Annotated in this window: 14 protein-coding genes and 2 pseudogenes; 6 read left to right on the top strand and 10 right to left on the bottom strand. The window is 71.6% G+C overall.

Annotated elements, in window-relative coordinates; genetic code table 11:
* The first annotated feature begins 152 nt into the window (after positions 1-152).
* Both R4Z62_RS28235 and pssA read left to right on the top strand, forming a co-directional pair.
* Positions 153-809 (top strand): phosphatidylserine decarboxylase, encoded by a 657-nt coding sequence (locus tag R4Z62_RS28235; protein ID WP_026253206.1) that lies wholly within the window; start codon positions 153-155, stop codon positions 807-809.
* Positions 810-831: 22 nt separating this feature from the next.
* Positions 832-1650 (top strand): CDP-diacylglycerol--serine O-phosphatidyltransferase, encoded by an 819-nt coding sequence (gene pssA / locus R4Z62_RS28230; RefSeq protein ID WP_018571711.1) that lies wholly within the window; start codon positions 832-834, stop codon positions 1648-1650.
* A 74-nt stretch (positions 1651-1724) separates the two neighbouring features.
* Here pssA and R4Z62_RS28225 read toward each other — a convergent pair whose 3' ends face one another.
* Positions 1725-2843 carry a glycerate kinase gene (locus R4Z62_RS28225; RefSeq protein ID WP_491521936.1) on the bottom strand — a complete coding sequence of 373 codons (1119 nt, stop codon included), beginning with the start codon at positions 2841-2843 and terminating at the stop codon, positions 1725-1727.
* Positions 2844-3062: 219 nt separating this feature from the next.
* Here R4Z62_RS28225 and R4Z62_RS28220 point away from each other — a divergent pair, with 219 nt between their 5' ends.
* Positions 3063-3563 (top strand): NUDIX domain-containing protein, encoded by a 501-nt coding sequence (locus R4Z62_RS28220; protein WP_018571709.1) that lies wholly within the window; start codon positions 3063-3065, stop codon positions 3561-3563.
* A gap of 84 nt (positions 3564-3647) precedes the next feature.
* Complete coding sequence (locus tag R4Z62_RS28215) at positions 3648-4391, top strand: Sir2 family NAD-dependent protein deacetylase (RefSeq protein ID WP_064536043.1); 744 nt, start codon at positions 3648-3650, stop codon at positions 4389-4391.
* A gap of 40 nt (positions 4392-4431) precedes the next feature.
* Here R4Z62_RS28215 and R4Z62_RS28210 read toward each other — a convergent pair whose 3' ends face one another.
* The 7 genes from R4Z62_RS28210 to R4Z62_RS28180 all read right to left on the bottom strand — a co-directional run bounded on the left by R4Z62_RS28210 (position 4432) and on the right by R4Z62_RS28180 (position 12585).
* Positions 4432-4926 carry a methylated-DNA--[protein]-cysteine S-methyltransferase gene (locus R4Z62_RS28210; RefSeq protein WP_491521266.1) on the bottom strand — a complete coding sequence of 165 codons (495 nt, stop codon included), beginning with the start codon at positions 4924-4926 and terminating at the stop codon, positions 4432-4434.
* Between the two features lie 99 nt (positions 4927-5025).
* Positions 5026-6522, bottom strand: coding sequence for an AlkA N-terminal domain-containing protein (locus R4Z62_RS28205; protein ID WP_491521265.1), 1497 nt, complete (start codon positions 6520-6522; stop codon positions 5026-5028).
* 225 nt (positions 6523-6747) lie between these two features.
* Entirely contained in the window at positions 6748-7170 is a 423-nt protein-coding gene (locus R4Z62_RS28200; protein WP_064536040.1) for a PPOX class F420-dependent oxidoreductase, read from the bottom strand.
* Between the two features lie 196 nt (positions 7171-7366).
* Complete coding sequence (locus R4Z62_RS28195) at positions 7367-7909, bottom strand: O-acetyl-ADP-ribose deacetylase (RefSeq protein ID WP_491521264.1); 543 nt, start codon at positions 7907-7909, stop codon at positions 7367-7369.
* Positions 7906-9315 (bottom strand): phytoene desaturase family protein, encoded by a 1410-nt coding sequence (locus tag R4Z62_RS28190; RefSeq protein ID WP_491521263.1) that lies wholly within the window; start codon positions 9313-9315, stop codon positions 7906-7908. The genes R4Z62_RS28195 and R4Z62_RS28190 overlap by 4 nt, the downstream gene beginning before the upstream one ends.
* Before the next feature lie 416 nt (positions 9316-9731).
* Positions 9732-10574, bottom strand: a complete 843-nt coding sequence (locus R4Z62_RS28185) for an inositol monophosphatase family protein (RefSeq protein WP_491521262.1) — start codon at positions 10572-10574, stop codon at positions 9732-9734.
* Positions 10575-10722: 148 nt separating this feature from the next.
* Complete coding sequence (locus R4Z62_RS28180; RefSeq protein ID WP_491521261.1) at positions 10723-12585, bottom strand: gamma-glutamyltransferase family protein; 1863 nt, start codon at positions 12583-12585, stop codon at positions 10723-10725.
* Positions 12586-13041: 456 nt separating this feature from the next.
* Here R4Z62_RS28180 and R4Z62_RS28175 point away from each other — a divergent pair.
* Positions 13042-14331, top strand: a pseudogene (locus tag R4Z62_RS28175) (tyrosine-type recombinase/integrase); the annotation flags it as partial.
* A 159-nt stretch (positions 14332-14490) separates the two neighbouring features.
* Here the strand turns inward: R4Z62_RS28175 and R4Z62_RS28170 are convergent.
* A complete protein-coding gene (locus R4Z62_RS28170) occupies positions 14491-14877 on the bottom strand; it encodes a hypothetical protein (protein ID WP_491521260.1) in 387 nt (128 codons plus the stop codon).
* A gap of 446 nt (positions 14878-15323) precedes the next feature.
* On the opposite strand from R4Z62_RS28170, the pseudogene R4Z62_RS28165 reads away from it, so the two are divergent.
* Positions 15324-16551: pseudogene (locus tag R4Z62_RS28165) on the top strand (IS256 family transposase); the annotation flags it as partial.
* A gap of 674 nt (positions 16552-17225) precedes the next feature.
* Here the strand turns inward: R4Z62_RS28165 and R4Z62_RS28160 are convergent.
* Positions 17226-17603, bottom strand: a complete 378-nt coding sequence (locus R4Z62_RS28160) for a hypothetical protein (protein ID WP_491521259.1) — start codon at positions 17601-17603, stop codon at positions 17226-17228.
* Positions 17604-17657: the final 54 nt, after the last annotated feature.

Raw genomic sequence — 17657 nt, 5'->3', positions numbered from 1 at the left:
TTTTCACCGAGAAGAAGATCACACCCCGTCAGCGGTCTTCGGCCGCCGACTCGGCTTCCCGGCTTACCCAGTTGTGGCCCTTAACCGCTACGATCGCGGAAAGCCGCCGTCCCCCGTCGAGAGCGCGGCATCATCCGCTACGAAGGTCATCCATGCCCCACAGCCAAACCTCTGCACCTCGCGACAGCCTCGCCGGCGTACGCCTCGCGCGCGGAGCATCGCCGTGGCTTCTGCCGACCGTCGCCACCGCAGCCGTCAGCCTGGTCCGCGCCCGCCGCTCGGGCGTGGCCAAGGCCGTGGCCGTCCCCGCCACCGCGCTCGCGGCGGGGATGCTGTGGTTCTTCCGCGACCCCGAGCGCGAGATCGCCCAGGGCCGGGTCATCTCGCCCGCCGACGGTGTGGTGCAGAGCATCATGCCGTGGAAGGACGGCCGTACCCGCGTCGCCATCTTCATGAGCCCGCTGAACGTCCATGTGAACCGCGCCCCGCTCTCCGGCACGGTCACCTCGGTCGAACACGTCCCCGGCGGGTTCGTTCCGGCGTTCAACAAGGAGAGCGAGAACAACGAGCGGGTCGTCTGGCACTTCGACACCGAGCTCGGCGACATCGAGATGATCCAGATCGCCGGCGCGGTGGCCCGCCGCATCGTCCCCTACATCCCGTCCGGCACCAAGGTCGAGCAGGGCGAGCGGATCGGTCTGATCCGCTTCGGCTCCCGCGTCGACCTGTACCTGCCCGAGGGTGTGGAGGTCGCGGTCGAGGTCGGCCAGAAGACCGTGGCTGGGGTGACTCGCATTGACCGTGATTGATCCAGAGACCCAGGCCGGCTGGGTGCCCGAGGCCGACGAGCTGGACGACGAGGAGGAGATGCCTCTCTCGCTCCGCCTCTCGATAGCGGACACCCTCACCCTGGGCAACGCCACGTGCGGCTTCATGGCCGTCTACTTCACCACCACCGGCATCCTGATCCCGCACCTCACCGGGAGCCAGGAGAACGGCATGGCCCGGCACAGCGCCGCCACGGCGGTCATCCTGATGCTGTGCGCGGCGGTCTTCGACCTGTTCGACGGCCTGGTGGCGCGCAAGCTGCGCTCCTCCCCCATGGGAGCGGAGCTGGACAACCTCTCCGACCTGATCAGCTTCGGCCTGGCCCCGGCGTACTTCGTCCTGGTCTACGGCATGGTCGCCGACGACGCCCACCAGCGGATGGCGGCGCTCGGCGCGATCGTGGTGCTCCTCGCGGTCGTCCTGCGCCTGGCCAGATTCTCCTGCGTGACCATGAAGGACGGCGTCTTCCAGGGCATGCCCTCGCCGTTCGGCGCACTGACGGTGGTCTCCGTCGTCCTGCTGGAGCTGCCCTTCGTGGCGACGCTGCTGGCGATCGTGGGCACCGCGTGGCTGATGGTGAGCCGCGTGGAGTACCCGAAGCCGCGGGGCCGCCTCGCGGTGGCGATGCTCTCCTGGATCGTGCTGTCCATGGGCCTGCTGGCCGCCTGGGCCTTCGACGCCCCGAGCGGTCAGCTGCTGCTCCAGACCGGCTGTGCGCTCCAGCTGGTGATGGGCGCGGTCATCCCGCTGTTCGCCACGGCCCGCCGGGTGAACAACTTCCGCGACAACCGGCGCGAGGCACGCGCGGCCCAGTTGCCGTAGCCGCCGCGACCCGCGAGAGGGAAGGGCCCCGGAACCGTACGGTTCCGGGGCCCTTCCCTCTTACGTGCGGCAGCTCAGCCCAGGAAGTCCGCGCCGATGCGCTCGGCGACCCGCTCCAAGATCGGACCGGCCTGCGCGATGCACCGGGCCACGTCCGGCTCGATGTCCGTCAGCGCGTACGCCCGGCGGATTCCCGCCCGGCCCAGCGCCTCCGGTGCCAGCGCGAGCCGCCCGCACACCGCGACGACCTCCTTGCCGGCCGCGCGCGCGGCGGCGGCGACCCCGGCCGGCGCCTTGCCGTGCAGGGTCTGCTCGTCCAGCGAACCCTCGCCGGTGATCACCAGGGACGCCCGCTCCAGCGCGGGCGCGAAGCCGAGCACATCGAGCATGACCTCGATCCCGGCGCGGAACCGGGCGCCGACGATCAGCGCGCCGTAACCGATGCCGCCGGCCGCCCCGGCGCCGGGCGAGGCCGCGTACGCGGCGGCCCGGGGCCCGATCGCCTCCTCCAGCACCTTCGCGTAGTGCGCGAGGGCCGCGTCCAGGGCCGCCACGTCCTCGGGCGAGGCGCCCTTCTGCGGCCCGTAGACCGCCGGGGCGCCCTTCGGGCCGGTCAGCGGATTGTCGACGTCGCTGGCGAGCACGAACTCGGTCTCGGCGAGCCGCGGGTCCAGGTCCGACAGATCCGCGTGCGCGAGATCGGCGAGACCGCCGCCGCCGGGCGCGAGCGGCGTACCGTCGGCGCGCCGGAAGCGCGCGCCCAGCGCGGACAGCATGCCCGCGCCGCCGTCCGTGGTCGCGCTGCCGCCGACGCCGAAGACCAGGGTGCGCGCCCCCGCGTCGAGCGCGGCCCGCAGCAGCTCGCCCGAGCCGTACGTGGACGCGGTCAGCGGCGCGAACACTCCCTCCGGGAGCCGCTGCAACCCGCTGGCCTCGGCCATCTCCACGACGGCGGTGTCGCCGCGCAGCGCGAACGCCGCCGTCACCTGCTCGCCGAGGGGCCCGGCGACCCGTACCTCCCGGCGCTCGAAACCGGCCGCGACCGCCGCGTCCACGGTGCCGTCCCCGCCGTCGGCCACGGGCAGCGCCTCGACCTCCAGGTCCGGCACGACCCTGCGCAACCCGGCCGTCACCCGCTCGGCGACCTGTACGGCCGTCAGCGAGCCCTTGAACTTGTCCGCGGCAACCAGCACCCTGCGGGTGCCCTGCACTGGAGCGTCCGCCACCTTGCATTCCCCTTGCTCTCCGGGCCCCGCACGTCAGGGGGCCAGTCGCGCCGCTGCGACCATAACCGGCGACGCCCCCCGCCGTCATGCCCCGCCCGCCGGCTGAGAAGGGGCGGACGGCCCGGGAGCGGGCCCGCCCGTGACCTCGGCGGCCCCGGCGGTGCCACCCCCGCTACCCTTCGTCGGATGACGACTCCTGACCTCCCCGACTACGCCACCTACATCGCCGGTCTCCCCCGCGTCCTGGCCGGTGCCGCCACCCTCTTCCGCGACGAGCGGGGCCGCGTGCTGCTCGTCGAGCCCAACTACCGGGACGGGTGGACGCTGCCGGGCGGCACCATCGAGTCGGACACCGGCGAGAGCCCCCGCCAGGGAGCCCGCCGCGAGACGCTGGAGGAGATCGGCCTGGACCGCGAACCGGGCCGGCTGCTCGCGGTCGACTGGGTGCCCGGCACCGCCCGGCCGCCGCTGGTCGCCTACGTCTACGACGGCGGGGTCCTGGCCGCGGAGGACCTGAAGGCGATCCGGCTCCAGGAGGAGGAACTGCTCTCCTGGCGCCTGGTGGCACGCGACGACCTCGCCGCCCATCTGCCGGGGTCCCTGGGCCGCCGTGTCCTGACCGCCCTCGACGTGCTCACCCGCGGCGGCGACACGGCGGAACTGGAGAACGGCCACCGCGTCGGCTGACCCGGCACCGGCCACCGGGCCGCCGCCGGGCCGCTTCCGGATATCCGTTCGCCCGGCCGCCCGGCCCGCCCTACCCTCGGTCGCATGACCAAGCCCCTCGTCGCCCTGCTCAGCGGGGCCGGGATCTCCACCGACTCCGGCATCCCGGACTACCGCGGCCCGAACGGGGTCTGGCGCAAGGACCCCGAGGCCGAGAAGCTCGTGACGTACACGTACTACATGGGCGATCCGGAGATCCGGCGGCGGTCCTGGCAGCTGCGGCGCAAGAACCGCGCGCTGACGGCCGAGCCGAACGCCGCGCACCGGGCCGTGGCCGAGCTGGAGCGGGCCGGGGTGCCGGTCCGGGTGATCACGCAGAACGTGGACGGGCTGCACCAGCTCGCCGGGATGCCCGCGCGCAAGGTGCTGGAACTGCACGGCAGCGTGCGCTCCGTCGTCTGCACGCGGTGTCACGCGCGCGGCTCCATGGCCGACGCCCTCGCCCGGGTCGAGGCGGGCGAGGACGATCCGCCGTGCCGGGAGTGCGGGGGGATCCTGAAGTCGGCCACGGTGATGTTCGGCGAACGGCTCGATCCGGTCGTGCTGGGCGAGGCCGTCGCGATCACCAAGGCGTGCCAGGTGTTCATCGCCGTCGGGACCAGCCTCCAGGTGCAGCCGGCGGCCGGGCTGGCCGCTCTCGCCGCCGAGCACGGCGCCCGGCTCGTCATCGTCAACGCCGAGCCGACCCCGTACGACGGCATCGCCGACGAGGTGATCCGCGAGCCCATCGGGACGGCCCTGCCCGCGCTGCTGGCCGCTCTGCGCGACGGCGGCGCCCGAGGCGCCTGAGGGCGGGGCGGGCAGGGGGGCCGGTCAGGGCGGGCGGACCTCAGAAGAGGCCGGCGCCGGCGCCCTGTTCGAAGTCGAGCAGGCGGCGCTTGCGGGCGAGGCCGCCGCCGTAGCCGGTGAGGCTGCCGCCGGCGCCGATGACGCGGTGGCAGGGGACGATGATGCCGATGGGGTTCTTGCCGTTGGCGAGGCCGACCGCGCGGGAGGCCCCGGGGGCGCCGAGGGCGTGGGCGAGTTCGCCGTAGGTGCGGGTCTCGCCGTACGGGATCCGGCGCAGCTGCTCCCAGACCCGGCGCTGGAAGGGCGTCCCGGCCAGCCGCAGGGGGAGGGTGAACTCCCGCAGGCGGCCGGAGAAGTAGGCGTCGAGCTGGTCCGCCGCCGCGCCGAGGGGTCCGGTGCCGTCAGCGGGTTCACCGAAGGACTCCTGGGGCGGGCGGTGGCGCTGGTCGGTCATGTACAGACCGCACAGGACCCCGTCGTCGGCGACGAGGGTGAGCGGGCCGTAGGGGCTGTCGATGACGGTGTGCTGCTTCATGGCGGTGCGTCCTCGCACGGGCGGATCGGACGGGCGGGTGGGACAGGCAGGTGGGACGGGCGGGTGGAACAGGCAGGTGGGACAGGCTCGGCGGGCGGGTCAGACGGGCAGGAAGTTGATCGGGTGGTTGTCGGTGGCCCACAGGTACTGCACGGCGTAGGCCCGCCAGGGGCGCCAGGCGGCGGCGCGCGCGGTGAGGGCGGCCGGGGTGGACGGCAGGCCCAGCTCCCGGGCGGCGCGGCGGATGCCGAGGTCGGTGGGGAGGAAGGCGTCCGGGTCGCCGAGGGCGCGCATCGCGATGACGTCGGCCGTCCAGGGGCCGAAGCCGGGCAGGGCCAGGAGCTGGGCGCGGGTCTCGGGCCAGTCGCTCTCCACGCCCAGACGCAGGCTGCCGTCCGCGAGCCGGCCGACCAGGGTGGTGAAGGTGGCGCGCCGGGTTCGGGGCATGGCCAGCGACTCCGGGTCGAGGGCGGCCAGTGCCCCGGGGGCGGGGAAGAGATGGGTGAGGCCGCCCTCGGGGTCGTCGACGGGCTCGCCGTGCGCGGTGACCAGGCGGGCCGCGTGGGTGCGCGCGGCGGCCGTGGAGACCTGCTGGCCGAGCACGGCCCGGACGGCGAACTCGGCCTCGTCGACCGTGCGCGGCACACGGCGGCCGGGAGCCTTGTCGACCAGGGGCGCGAGCACGGGGTCGGCGCGCAGCTGGTCGTCGACGGCGACCGGGTCGGCGTCGAGGTCGAGCATCCGGCGGCAGCGGCTGATGGCGACGGGCAGATCCCGCAGATCGCTGAGGGTGAGCCGGCAGGCGATGTGGTCCGGGCGCGGGGTGAGCGCGGTGATGCCGTGGCCGTAGGGCAGCCGCAGCGTCCGGCGGAAGGCGCCGTCGCGCCACTCCTCGACGCCGGGGACGGCGGTGGCCGCGAGATGGCCGAAGAGGTTGTCCGGGTTGAGCGGGGCGCGGAAGGGGAGGCGCAGGGTGAGCGCGCCCGGGGCGGCGGGCTGCGCCGCCCGGCCGGCGGGGGCCTTCGGCGCGCGGGTGCGCAGGTCGCTCGGGGTGAGCGCGAAGACCTCCCGCACGGTGTCGTTGAAGGAGCGGATCGAGGAGAAGCCGGCGGCGAAGGCGATCTCCGCCATCGGCAGCGCGGTGGTCTCGATCAGCAGCCGGGCGGTCTGGGCGCGCTGGGCGCGGGCGAGCGCGAGCGGTCCCGCGCCGAGTTCGGCCAGGAGCTGGCGTTCGATCTGGCGGGTGCTGTAGCCGAGGCGGGTGGCGAGGCCCGGTACGCCGTCGCGGTCCACGACGCCGTCGGCGATGAGCCGCATGGCGCGCGCCACCAGGTCCGCGCGCCGGTTCCACTCCGGTGAGCCGGGGCTCGTGTCGGGGCGGCAGCGTGTGCAGGCGCGGAACCCGGCCTGCTGGCAGGAGGCCGCGCTCGGCAGGAAGGTCATGTTCTCCGGCTTGGGCGGCACGGCGGGGCAGCTGGGCCGGCAGTAGATGCGAGTGGTCAGGACGGCGGTGAAGAACCAGCCGTCGAAGCGTGCGTCCTTGGACTGGACGGCGCGTACGCAGCGCGTCCGGTCGGTGTGCATCCCCTTCTGCATGGCTCCAGGAAACAGCATCGGCGCCCCGCTGGGCTGGCGAGAATCCGACATGGACCTTGCGTGCCCAGGGCGGCTCCGGATCACGCCCCGGGAGACGGCCCTCCTCCCCCTCCTCCCCCCCTCCCCCTTCTCCGGCCGCTCCTCCACCGCGCCCCGCCGCTCCCCCGGCTGCTCCGGGGTGGGCCGGTGCCGGGCGCCGTCGCGGTGCGCGGCGCCCGGCCGGACTCAGGTGGACGCCTGGCCGCTGTCCTTCAGGGCGCCCCAGCCGTGCCAGCGGTCCACCTCGATCCACGCGCTGACGCGGGGCCGGACCCGGTCGGGGTAGGGCTCGCCGGTGTAGTGCCGGGCGATCCGGTCGATGTCGGCCAGGCCGTCGTCCGGGCGCAGCTCGGCGACCCGGCCGATCAGGGTGACGTGCGTGTACCAGTCGTCGCCGTTCAGGACGGTGAGGGTGACGCGCGGGTCGCGGCGCAGATGCCCGAGGCGCACCCGGCCCTCGTCCAGGCTGATCAGCACGCGCGGGTCGTCCCACACGTACCAGGTGGGCGTGGACACCGGCGCGCCGTCCGCGCGCAGGGTGGCCATGACACAGGGGTTGGGACGGCGCAGCAGGGCGACGGCCTCGGCGGGCAGCGGGGGCTTGGACATGAGGCGGCTCCTGTGGGGTGGGGGGAGGCGTTCCGTCGGTCGTGAGGTCATGAGGTCATGAGGTCATAAGGTCGTGAGGTCATGCGGTCGTGAGGGCTGGGCTTGGGGATCATCGTGCCCGTCCCGGCCGCCGGTGCGGCGGGGCGGGGGGTCCGGGGGCGGGGTGTCCGGGGGCCGGGGGTCCGATCGGGTCGGCTCAGTCGAGCTGGGCCGCGAACGCCTGGTACGCCGGTTCGTCGAAAAGGACGAACCTGATCTCCGCCACCGCGGTCCGCGTCCCGCGCACCGTCTCGACGGCGACGCGGGCGGCGTCGTCGAGCGGCCAGCGGTAGACACCGGTGGAGATCGCGGGGAAAGCGACCGTACGGGCGCCCAGCTCGTCGGCGACGCGCAGGGACTCGCGGTAGCAGGAGGCGAGGAGCGCCGGGTCGCTGCCCGGCCCCTGGTACACCGGGCCGACGGTGTGGATCACCCAGCGGGCGTCCAGCGCGCCCGCCGTGGTGGCGACGGCCTGTCCGGTGGGCAGCCCCCTGCCGTACCGGGAGGCTCGCAGGGCGCGGCACTCCTCCAGGACGGCGGGTCCGCCGCGGCGGTGGATGGCGCCGTCGACCCCGCCGCCGCCGAGCAGGGAGGAGTTGGCGGCGTTGACGAGGGCGTCGGCGCTCTGCCGGGTGATGTCGCCGCGGACGAGGACGAGGGCGGGAGCGGACGGGGGCACGGGCGCGGGACCATGGGTCATGTCTGGCGCAGCCTCCTCCACACGGCCTTGGCCGCGTTGTGCCCGGACATGCCGTGCACACCCGGTCCCGGCGGGGTGGCCGAGGAGCAGATGAAGACGGCCGGGTGCGGGGTGTGGTACGGGAACAGGGTGAGCCTGGGCCGCAGCAGGATCTGGAGCCCGGAGACCGCGCCGGTCGCGATGTCGCCGCCGACGTAGTTGGCGTTGCGGTGGGCGAGCTGGGCCGGGCCCGCGGTGGCGCGGGCGAGGACGCGGTCGCGGAAACCGGGGGCGAAGCGCTCCAGTTGGCGTTCGATGGCGTCGGTGAGGTCGCCGTCCCAGCCGGCCGGCACATGTCCGTACGCCCAGAAGACATGCTTGCCCTCGGGGGCGCGGGTGGGGTCCACGACCGTGGGCTGGACGGTGATGAGGAAGGGTCTCTCGGGTGCGCGGCCCTCGCGGGCGGCGGCGCGCAGGGCGGTGCCGATCTCGGCGCTGTCCGCCCCGATCTGCACGGTCCCGGCGGTGCGGGCCTCCTCGGCGGTCCACGGGACGGGTCCGTCCAGCGCGTAGTCGATCTTGAAGACGCCGGGTCCGTACCGGTACGCGTCGTAGTAGCGGCCGAGTCCGGCGATCCGGGCCAGGGCGGTGGGCGAGGTGTCGAAGACGTAGGCGCGGGCGGGCGGCAGGTCGTCCAGGCGCTTGACCTCGTAGTCGGTGTGCACGGCGCCGCCGAGGTCATTGAGGTACGCGGCGAGGGCGTCGGAGATCGACTGGGAGCCGCCGCGGGCCAGCGGCCAGCCGCGGGCGTGCGCGGCCAGGCAGAAGACCAGGCCGACGGCGCTGGTGGCCAACCCGCCCAGGGGGGCCATGACATGGGCGACGAGTCCGGCGAAGAGCGTCCTGGCCCGCTCGTCGCGGAAGCGGCGGCTCAGCCAGGTCGAGGGGGGCAGTCCGGCGAGTCCGAAGCGGGCGAGGGTGACCGGGTCGCGGGGCAGTGCGGTCAGCGGCAGGGACATGAAGTCCCGGGCCAGGGTGTCCCAGTGGGGCAGGAACGGCTGGACGAGCCTGCGGTACGTGCCCGCGTCGCGCGCGCCGAAGGAGGCCGCGGTCTCGGCGACGGAGCGGGCCAGGACGGCCGCGGTGCCGTCCGGGAAGGGGTGGGCCATGGGCAGCTCGGGATGGAGCCACTCCAGCCCGTACCGCTCCAGGGGAAGGGCGCGGAACGCCGGTGAGTTGACGGCGAGCGGGTGGGCGGCCGAGCACGGGTCGTGCCGGAAGCCGGGGAGGGTCAGCTCCTCGGTGCGGGCGCCGCCGCCGACCGTGCCGCGCGCCTCGAACACAGCTGTGGAGAAGCCGCGGCGGGCCAGCTCCACGGCGGCGGTCAGGCCGTTCGGCCCCGCGCCCACCACCACGACATCGAGCATCGACGGCACCTTCGGACCCCTTCGTCAGCCGATGGCCACGCGGACCTGTCGTCGGGGGCCAGGATATGCCGCCGCACCGACACACCCGACCGCAGGGCGCCACGGCCGACCGGGGCACCCGCCGGACCCACCGGGCGGCAACCGGAGCGACCGCGCACGCCCGCGCACGCCCCGGCCGGGGAGGGGCAGGATCGAGTGGGCCGGCGGTCTCAGACGGGACAGCGGACTCGGACGGGACAGCGGACTCGGACGGGACAGCGGACTCGGACGGAACGGCGGGCTCGGACGAGGCGGCGGACTCGGACGGGACCGGCCGATCTCCCCTCACGCGGCGGTCCGCGCCCAGCTCACCCACCGATCCGCGCCCTGCTCACCCACCGGCCAGCCCCCTGCTCACCCACCGGTCAGCCCCCTGCTCATCCAGCGGCCAGCGCCTCGATCACCCGGCGGGCGGTGGCCTCGTCCCGCGCGGCGGTGAACGGCAGGGCGTTGCCCCCGGTGAGGCGGAACGGCTCGCCGGTGCGGGTCAGCTGGATGCCGCCCGCCTCCTCGACCAGCAGCAGACCGGCCGCGTGGTCCCAGGCTGCCTCCCAGGTGAACGCGGTGGCGTCCAACGCGCCGCTCGCGACGGCGAGATACTCCAGCCCGGCCGAGCCGCAGGGGCGCGGCGCCAGGCCGTCGGTGCGCAGACCGCGCAGGGTGCGCTTCTGCTCGTTGGTGGTGTAGTCCGGGTGGGAGTGCGCCACTTCGAGGGCGCGGCCCGGCTCGGGGCTGCCGGAGCGCAGCGGCCGGCCGTCGAGGCGGGCGCCGTGCCCGCGGACGGCGGTGGCGAGCCGGTCCTGCGCCGGGGCGTAGGTCCAGGAGGCCAGGACCGCGCCGCGCAGGGTGAGGGCGACCAGCGTGCAGAAGCCGGGGTCGCCGTGCACGAACTGCCGGGTGCCGTCGACCGGGTCCACGATCCAGACCGGAACGTCGGCGCCTATCGCGTCGTAGACCGCCGGGTCGGCGTGCACCGCTTCCTCGCCGACGACCAGGGAGCCGGGCAGCAGGTCGGCGAGCGTGTCGGTGAGATAGCGCTCGGCGAGCCGGTCCGCGTCCGTGACCAGGTCGTGCGGTCCGGACTTCTGGTCGACCTCGTGCTCGGCGAGCCGTCGGAAGCGGGGCATGATCTCGGCCGCGGCGGCCTTGCGGACCGCCTCCTCGACGTCGGACGAGCGCTCCGCGAGAAACTCTTCGATGGTTTCCGTCTCTTCGATCATGCCTCCATGAGAGCACAGCCCACTGACAACGCCCCCCGCACCGGTGTATTCCAGGTGGAATCACCGTGAACTCCCGGCGCCGACCGCCCGAAGCCCGCTACCCCTTCTATCCCGTTCCGTCCCATTCCGGCCGCCGTGTGAAGCCCCCTCAGCGGCCGACCGCGTAGCCCTGCATCCCGCGCGGGTTGGCCGCCGCCGACAGGATGCCGGTGCGCGGGTCCCGGGCGACCGCGCACAGCCGCCCCTCCGACCAGGCGCCGCCGACCGTGACGTCGTGTCCGCGGCGGCGCAGCCCGGCGACGACCTCCGGGTCCGTACGGGACTCCACGGTGACGGACCCGGGGCGCATGCCGCGCGGGTAGAAGGACCCGGGGAAGGAGTCGTTGTGCCAGTTCGGGGCGTCGACGGCGCCTTGCAGGTCGAGGCCGCCGCGGACGGCGGGGCGCAGCGCGAGGGCCAGGAAGAAGTGCAGTTGCCACTGGTCCTGCTGGTCGCCGCCGGGTGTGCCGAAGGCCAGGACGGGTTCGCCGTCGCGCAGGGCGAGCGAGGGCGTGAGGGTGGTACGCGGCCGGCGGCCGGGCGTCAGAGTGTTCGGCAGACCCTCCTCCAGCCAGGTCATCTGGAGCCGGGTGCCGAGCGGGAAGCCGAGTTCGGGGACGACGGGGTTGGACTGGAGCCAGCCGCCGCTGGGCGTGGCGGCGACCATGTTGCCCCAGCGGTCGACGACGTCGAGGTGGCAGGTGTCGCCGCGGGTCGCGCCGTCCGCGCCGACCTCGGGTTCGCCCGGCACGGGCGAGGTGGAGGGCTTGGCGACGGTGGGCTCGCCGACCCCCAGGGCGTCGAAGTCGCCGGGCTCGGCGGCGGCCCGGCAGGCGTGCGCGCTCAGCCGCGGCTCGCGCCCGTCCGGACTGCCGGGGCGCAGCTCGTAGGAGGCCCGCTCCCCGACCAGGGCGCGCCGTCCGGCGTTGTAGGCGTCGCCGAGCAGCGTGTCCAACGGTACGTCGGCGGCGTCCCCGTACCAGGCCTCCCGGTCGGCCATCGCGAGTTTGCAGTTCTCGATGAGGAGATGGACGTAGTCGGCCGAACCGTGGACCGGCGGCTCGGGCGGCAGCAGGGCGAGCTGCTGGAGGAAGGCGGGCCCCTGGCTCCAGGGTCCGGCCTTGCACAGGGTCCAGCCGTTCCAGTCGTACGTCACCGGGTCCTCGTACGTCGCGGACCAGCCGGCGAGGTCGGCGGCCGTGAGGGTGCCGGTGTGGTGTGCGCCGCTGGTGTCCAGCGTGGGGCGGCGGGCCTGGCGGACCAGTGCCTCGGCGATGAAGCCGGAGCGCCACACCTCGCGCGCGGCGTCGATCCGCGCCTCCCGGTCCCCGGCTCCCGCCGTCTCGGCCAGCAGCCGCTTCCAGGTGGCGGCGAGCGCGGGGTTGCGCAGCGGTTCGCCGGGACGGGGCGCCCGGCCGCCGGGCAGGTAGACCTCGGCCGAGGACGTCCACTCGGTCTCGAACAGCTCCCGCACCGTCTCGACGGTCTCCCCCACGCGCTCCACCGGCGGGTGCCCGTGCTCGGCGTATCCGATGGCGTACGCCAGGACGTCGTCGAGCGGCTTGGTGCCGTGGTCACGCAGGAGCAGCAGCCAGGCGTCGAAGGCGCCCGGGACGGCGGCGGCGAGCGGCCCCGTGCCCGGCACCAGATCGAGTCCGAGCCCCCGGTAGTGCGCGGCGCTCGCCCCCGCCGGGGCGACCCCCTGCCCGCACAGCACCCGCACCGCACCGCCCGCCGGGGCGAGCAGGATCGGCACCTCCCCGGCCGGTCCGTTGAGATGCGGCTCCACCACATGCAGCACGAACGCCCCGGCCACGGCCGCGTCGAACGCGTTCCCGCCGCCCTCCAGCACGGCCATAGCCGACTGCGAGGCCAGCCAGTGCGTGGAGGACACCATGCCGAAGGTGCCCTGGAGGGTGGGGCGGGTGGTGAACAATCTGCCTCTCACCTCACTGTCCGCTGGTGTCGACATGAATGAGCGACCGCAGGACCGACGGCCGTGAACAGGTTCCACAGAGTCCCTCAGAGGTCGTCCCCATGTGCGGCATCAGTTATCCCGTGGTGCGGTCGAGTACTTCGATGGCATCCGACGGCGCTCGTACGGACACTGCCCCCACCGCCCAGACCGTGGCCGTCGCAAAGTACGCAACGGAAGCCCACTCCTCTCCCCCTCCATCACCCCGGGCATTTCCGAGCCGCTCTCAACTCTCTGGACGTTTGTTCCTGGCGGCTGCGGCGCCGGCCTCCATGGCCAGGCCGCCCCACACCGCGTAGTGATCCGGCTCGGATCCGGTGGTCTCCGGCTCCACCACCGCCGGACCGGGCGCGAAACAGCCGGCCCAGCCGTCCCTTTCCATGGGCTCCGCCGCAGACCCAGGCCCTCACCGACTTCATCCGCACCCGACCCATACAGGACACCGTCTGATGACCACACCCCACGCCCCGCGCCTCCCGCCGCAGCCGTGCCAACGGCGACGGCACCGTCTACCAGCCCAAGGACGGACGCTGGGAAGCCGCCGGATACGTCCTCGCCCCCGGCAACACCCGCAAGCGCATCCGCGTCTACGGCACCACCCGCAAGGATGCGCTCGCCAAGCTCACCGAGAAGATCGCCACCAGCAACCGCGGCGTCCCCATACCCACCGCACAAGGCAGTGTCGCCGCCTACCTGACGTACTGGCTGGAGAACGTCGCCGTCCACCAGCTCCGCGAGACCGCCCACACCCGCTACACCACCTGCGTCACCCAGTACCTCATTCCCGGTTCGGGTAAAAGGAAGTTCGCCAAGCTCGCCACCGAGGGCGTCCGCACCTCGCTGATCGGGCTGCGGACCGTCTGCCAGTGCTGCGCGCGGCATCGACGCCGACGCCAGCCCGACGCCCAGGCCGACCGTCGGCCGCGCTGCTGCGCCGTCGGGAGGTGCTGCCGCAAGCACCTCTCCCCGCCGACCCTCGCCTACGTCCGCTCCGTCCTCAAGTCCGCGCTGAAGCACGCTGTCCGTGAGGAGGAGATCCCGCGCAACGTCGCCCGCAACGTCCGCACCGGCGCTCCGCGCCCCGCCGCTTCGCCCCCCTCACCGCCGACGAAGCCCGGCACTTCCTCGCCGCCGCCCACGGCCACCGTTTCCAGACTCTGTTTGTACTCGCCCTTCGCACCGGCCCCGCAAGGGCGAACTCCTCGGCCTGCGCTGGGAAGACCTCGACCGCGACAACGACACCGCCAGCATCCGTCGCACGCTCCAGCGCACCTGCACCGGCGGCCTTACCACCCTGCCGACCAACACCAACAGCTCAGAACGCCGCATCGCCCTCCCAGCCCCTTGCCTCATCTCACTCACGGCGCACCGTGACCAGCAGGCTCGCAAGAAGCACCAGGCCAGCGCAGACTGGATGGACAGCGGCTCGTCTCCACCCACCTGGACGGCCACCCCATTCCACACGCTGCTGCACCGCTCCCGCATGCGGGCGATCCGGTTCCACGACCTATGGCACTCGACCGCGACGTTCCTCCTGGAGTAGAGCGTCGAACTCGTCGCCATCAAGGAACTGTTGGGGCATGCCACATCGGCGTCACCGCGACGGTGTACGCACACGTCCGCCTCCGCCTCCAGCGCCAGGCCATCGACCTCCTCAGTCAGACCCTCCAGACCCGCGCGAAGCCTGCCGCGAACTCCGACGGCGACGACGATCAGTTGCCTTGTGCAGCACTCGTCCGCTGACGTTGCCGTCAGAACACATGAAATACCCCACCGGAGAACACTTCGGCGGGGTATTTCATTGGCGTCGGCGAATCAAATCAAATTTCGCCTCGGCGGCCACAAAATCAGCAGTGTCCCGATTTAGCTAGATCGCCACGACCGGCCGCTTCAACTACTAGATCAGAGCGGAGGAACAAGCACAATAAGGAAATTGGGAACCTCCGTCGGTTCGGAATAGACGCGGACGCGAGTAGGCCCTGGCGTCAATCCGATTGTGACAAGGCTGTCCCCAGGGACATCTCGGACACGGAGTCGGCCATACTGGAATTCCAGGGTGCCGTCAAAGAACCTCACCAGACCCTCTGGCTCTTCCTCCCCTTCTTGAACCTCGATTGAAACGAGGCCATCCATCGCGTGCACAACGCCGACAGTGACAGACCTAGTCGGGTCAGGCTCCGCAAGCTCGCCAGATGAACCGATCTCTGCGCTCAGCGACCTGTCTGCGTCCTCGATGAGGATCACTCCGTTGGGGGCAGCAAACTGCAAGGCTGCAAGCTTCTCGTTCATCGTCACTCCTCGGGCAATCCATTGGGTCGCGGAGCATATGGGACTCCGCTACCAGCCGGCATGTGACCCACGAGCCCTCCCTGACGGCTGGAACAGGCTATGCAGTGAAGGTACAGCCGCTGCGGCGTTCCCGGCAGAACGAACCTGGAAACTGGCTGATGATCCGGAGTCCAGTTAGGACGCCCCGGCGAAGTAGCCCCACAACTGTGGCAACCAAACCAGTCTCCGATCCGATTGATCGCATCCTTTTCGGCTTGCGTAAAGCGCTGGGACTGAGAACGTGCAGGTATTGATTCGACTGCATACGGACTCGGCTTAGTGAGGTCACAGAGGGGACTATAAAACGATTGGTGTAACTCCTGATCAAGGAAGATGCATCGATGACCAGCGACGACGTGACCGAGGCCGAGCCTGTCAAGGCCGCTGAGCCGCAGCCGGCGAAGTAGGTGGACGACCAACTCATCGACGAGTTGGTCGGCCGCGCTCAAGCTGAGGGCCTGCAGCTGACCGGTGAGGGTGGGCTGTTCCAGCAGCTGACCAAGCGGCTTCTGGAGTCCGCCCTGGAAGGCGAGATCACCGACCACCTTGGCTATGACAAGCACGGTCCCGCCGGGAAGAACGGCGGCAACAGCCGCAACGGGACCCGGGCCAGGACCGTGCTGACGGACGTCGGCCCGGTCGAGACAGCTATGCCCCGCGACCGCGAGGGCAGCTTTGAACCGAAGATCGTCAAGAAGCGGCACAAGCGCCTGACCGGCGTGGACGAGATGGTGATCTCGCTGTCCGCGAAGGGCCTGACCACCGGCGAGGTCCAGGCCCGTCTGGCCGAGGTCCACGGCGTCGAGGTCTCCCGCCAGACCATCTCCACGATCACCGACGAGGTCATGGACGGCATGGCCGAGTGGCAGAACCGGCCCCTCGGCCCGGTCTGTCCGGTGATCTTCATCGACGCGGTCCACGTGAAGATCCGCGACGGTGCCGTCGCGGATCGGCCGGTCTGCGTGGCCCTGGCCGTCACCGTCGGGGGCCGACGGGACATTCTGGGGCTGCGGGCCGGCGACGGCGGCCAGGGTGCCGAGCACTGGATGCATGTCCTGACCGAGATCAAGAACCGCGGCGTGAACGATGTCCTCATGCTGGTCTGCGACGGACTCAAGGGCCTGCCTGAGGCGGTCGAGGCCGTCTGGCCCCGCACCACCGTCCAGACCTGCGTGGTCCACCTGCTGCGGAACTCCGTCCGCCATGCCGCCCGCCAGGACTGGGACAAGATCGCCCGCCTCCTCAAGCCCGTCCACACCGCCGCGACCGAGGAAGCCGCACTCGAGCGGTTCGCGGAGTTCGCCGACGCGTGGGGCAAGAAGCATCCGGCGATCGTCCGGCTCTGGGAGAACGCCTGGGAGGAGTTCACTCCGTTCCTCCGGTCCGACACCGAGATCCGCCGCATCGTCTGCACCACGAACGCCATCGAGTCCCGTGAACGCCCGGATTCGGCGGGCAGTCAAGGCTCGCGAGCACTTCCCGAACGAGCAGGCCGCCTTGAAGTGCGTCCACATGGCGATCATGTCGCTGGACCCGACCGGCAAGGGCCAGGCCCGCTGGACCATGCGCTGGAAGACCGCCCTGAACGCCGTCGACATCACCTTCGACGGCCGCCTCTCCGCAGCCCGTCAGTACCCCTCACCTCAACAACCCCAGTTACACCGCCCATTTGACAGGCCCACGACGAGTGGACCCGCGACGACGGCGACGACCCGCCGCTGTGCGGAGCCACCGTCCGCTGACGTTGCCGTCAACTACTGCCGTCACCGCATGCAGAGGCCCCGCCAGGGCGCACCTGGCGGGGCCTCATTTTTGCTGACGCTAACAGATCTTCTGCTTACCCGTGCGCCTCAGCGCCTGTCACTCCGCAAAAACCGGATTAAGCCAGACTGCCACCAGATTACCGTTGTCGACACCCAAGACAGTTCCGCTAGCGATTTGGACGAACTTAGCATAGGATCATACGAAACCCACCACCTGTCTCCAGGAACCTCGAAAGAAACCCCAGGCTCGAAAGAGTGGTCCGACGAGATGAATACCCGCCCGGGATTGAACTGTGGAGCAGCCAACTCGGCCACCACACCCGGGACGTTCGGGAAGTATCCCCAGGCGAACAGGACTTCCCGGGACTCAATATCGACCTCAAGTTGGAGCGTGCCGATCAGCACACTCGCAACCCCTACCGAGCCGAGCCTCTCGCTCAACGACTCCCCGCTCTGCGCACTGAAAGAGAATCCGTACTCGGACTCGTCGTAGGTGAGGACACCCTCAAGAGGAGATCCGTCTTGGATGGAGAATTTCATTTCGGGCTAGCCTTTTGTGCTCTTGAAGAGGAAGTGGACGATTCTGTTGGAATTTGCGTCGATGTTGAGCTCCCAGATCCCGTTGCTTCCGTTCATCGTTCCGGGCGTTCTCCACTCGACGACTCCAGGAGCGCCACGGGGATCCATCCTAGGCGCAGATCCCTCCATGATCTCCCGAAGGAGCATCCCGTTATTGCCGTTCATGTATGGACGTGCTGCCTTACCGAAGTTCGGGGCTTCGACGTCCCGAGTACCAGCAATGTCCCAGGTGTGATTTTCGACGGTCTTGGTCATCGAAATGTTCTCGACATCGATCTTCGACGCCAGATCCGAGACGTCACAGTTGCTGTTGTGAACGAGAACCGGAGTCTCGCCCGCCAGCACATAGTACGTGTGTTACGCGACCCCTCTCTATCTGCGTATTCGCAGATCAGCGGT

The sequence above is a fragment of the Streptomyces sp. PL-25 genome (genome assembly GCF_058344915.1).
Note: the sequence above shows the minus strand (reverse complement) of the source record. Positions and strands in the feature narration are given on the sequence as shown.

What these genes read in the sequence shown, in the direction of transcription:
- R4Z62_RS28235 (WP_026253206.1), top strand. Translation starts at nt 153, where the DNA reads ATGCCCCACAGCCAAACCTCTGCACCTCGCGACAGCCTCGCCGGCGTA.
- R4Z62_RS28220 (WP_018571709.1), top strand. Translation starts at nt 3,063, where the DNA reads ATGACGACTCCTGACCTCCCCGACTACGCCACCTACATCGCCGGTCTC.
- R4Z62_RS28215 (WP_064536043.1), top strand. Translation starts at nt 3,648, where the DNA reads ATGACCAAGCCCCTCGTCGCCCTGCTCAGCGGGGCCGGGATCTCCACC.
- R4Z62_RS28210 (WP_491521266.1), bottom strand. Translation starts at nt 4,926, where the DNA reads ATGAAGCAGCACACCGTCATCGACAGCCCCTACGGCCCGCTCACCCTC.
- R4Z62_RS28205 (WP_491521265.1), bottom strand. Translation starts at nt 6,522, where the DNA reads ATGCAGAAGGGGATGCACACCGACCGGACGCGCTGCGTACGCGCCGTC.
- R4Z62_RS28200 (WP_064536040.1), bottom strand. Translation starts at nt 7,170, where the DNA reads ATGTCCAAGCCCCCGCTGCCCGCCGAGGCCGTCGCCCTGCTGCGCCGT.
- R4Z62_RS28195 (WP_491521264.1), bottom strand. Translation starts at nt 7,909, where the DNA reads ATGACCCATGGTCCCGCGCCCGTGCCCCCGTCCGCTCCCGCCCTCGTC.
- R4Z62_RS28190 (WP_491521263.1), bottom strand. Translation starts at nt 9,315, where the DNA reads ATGCTCGATGTCGTGGTGGTGGGCGCGGGGCCGAACGGCCTGACCGCC.
- R4Z62_RS28185 (WP_491521262.1), bottom strand. Translation starts at nt 10,574, where the DNA reads ATGATCGAAGAGACGGAAACCATCGAAGAGTTTCTCGCGGAGCGCTCG.
- R4Z62_RS28180 (WP_491521261.1), bottom strand. Translation starts at nt 12,585, where the DNA reads ATGTCGACACCAGCGGACAGTGAGGTGAGAGGCAGATTGTTCACCACC.
- R4Z62_RS28170 (WP_491521260.1), bottom strand. Translation starts at nt 14,877, where the DNA reads ATGAACGAGAAGCTTGCAGCCTTGCAGTTTGCTGCCCCCAACGGAGTG.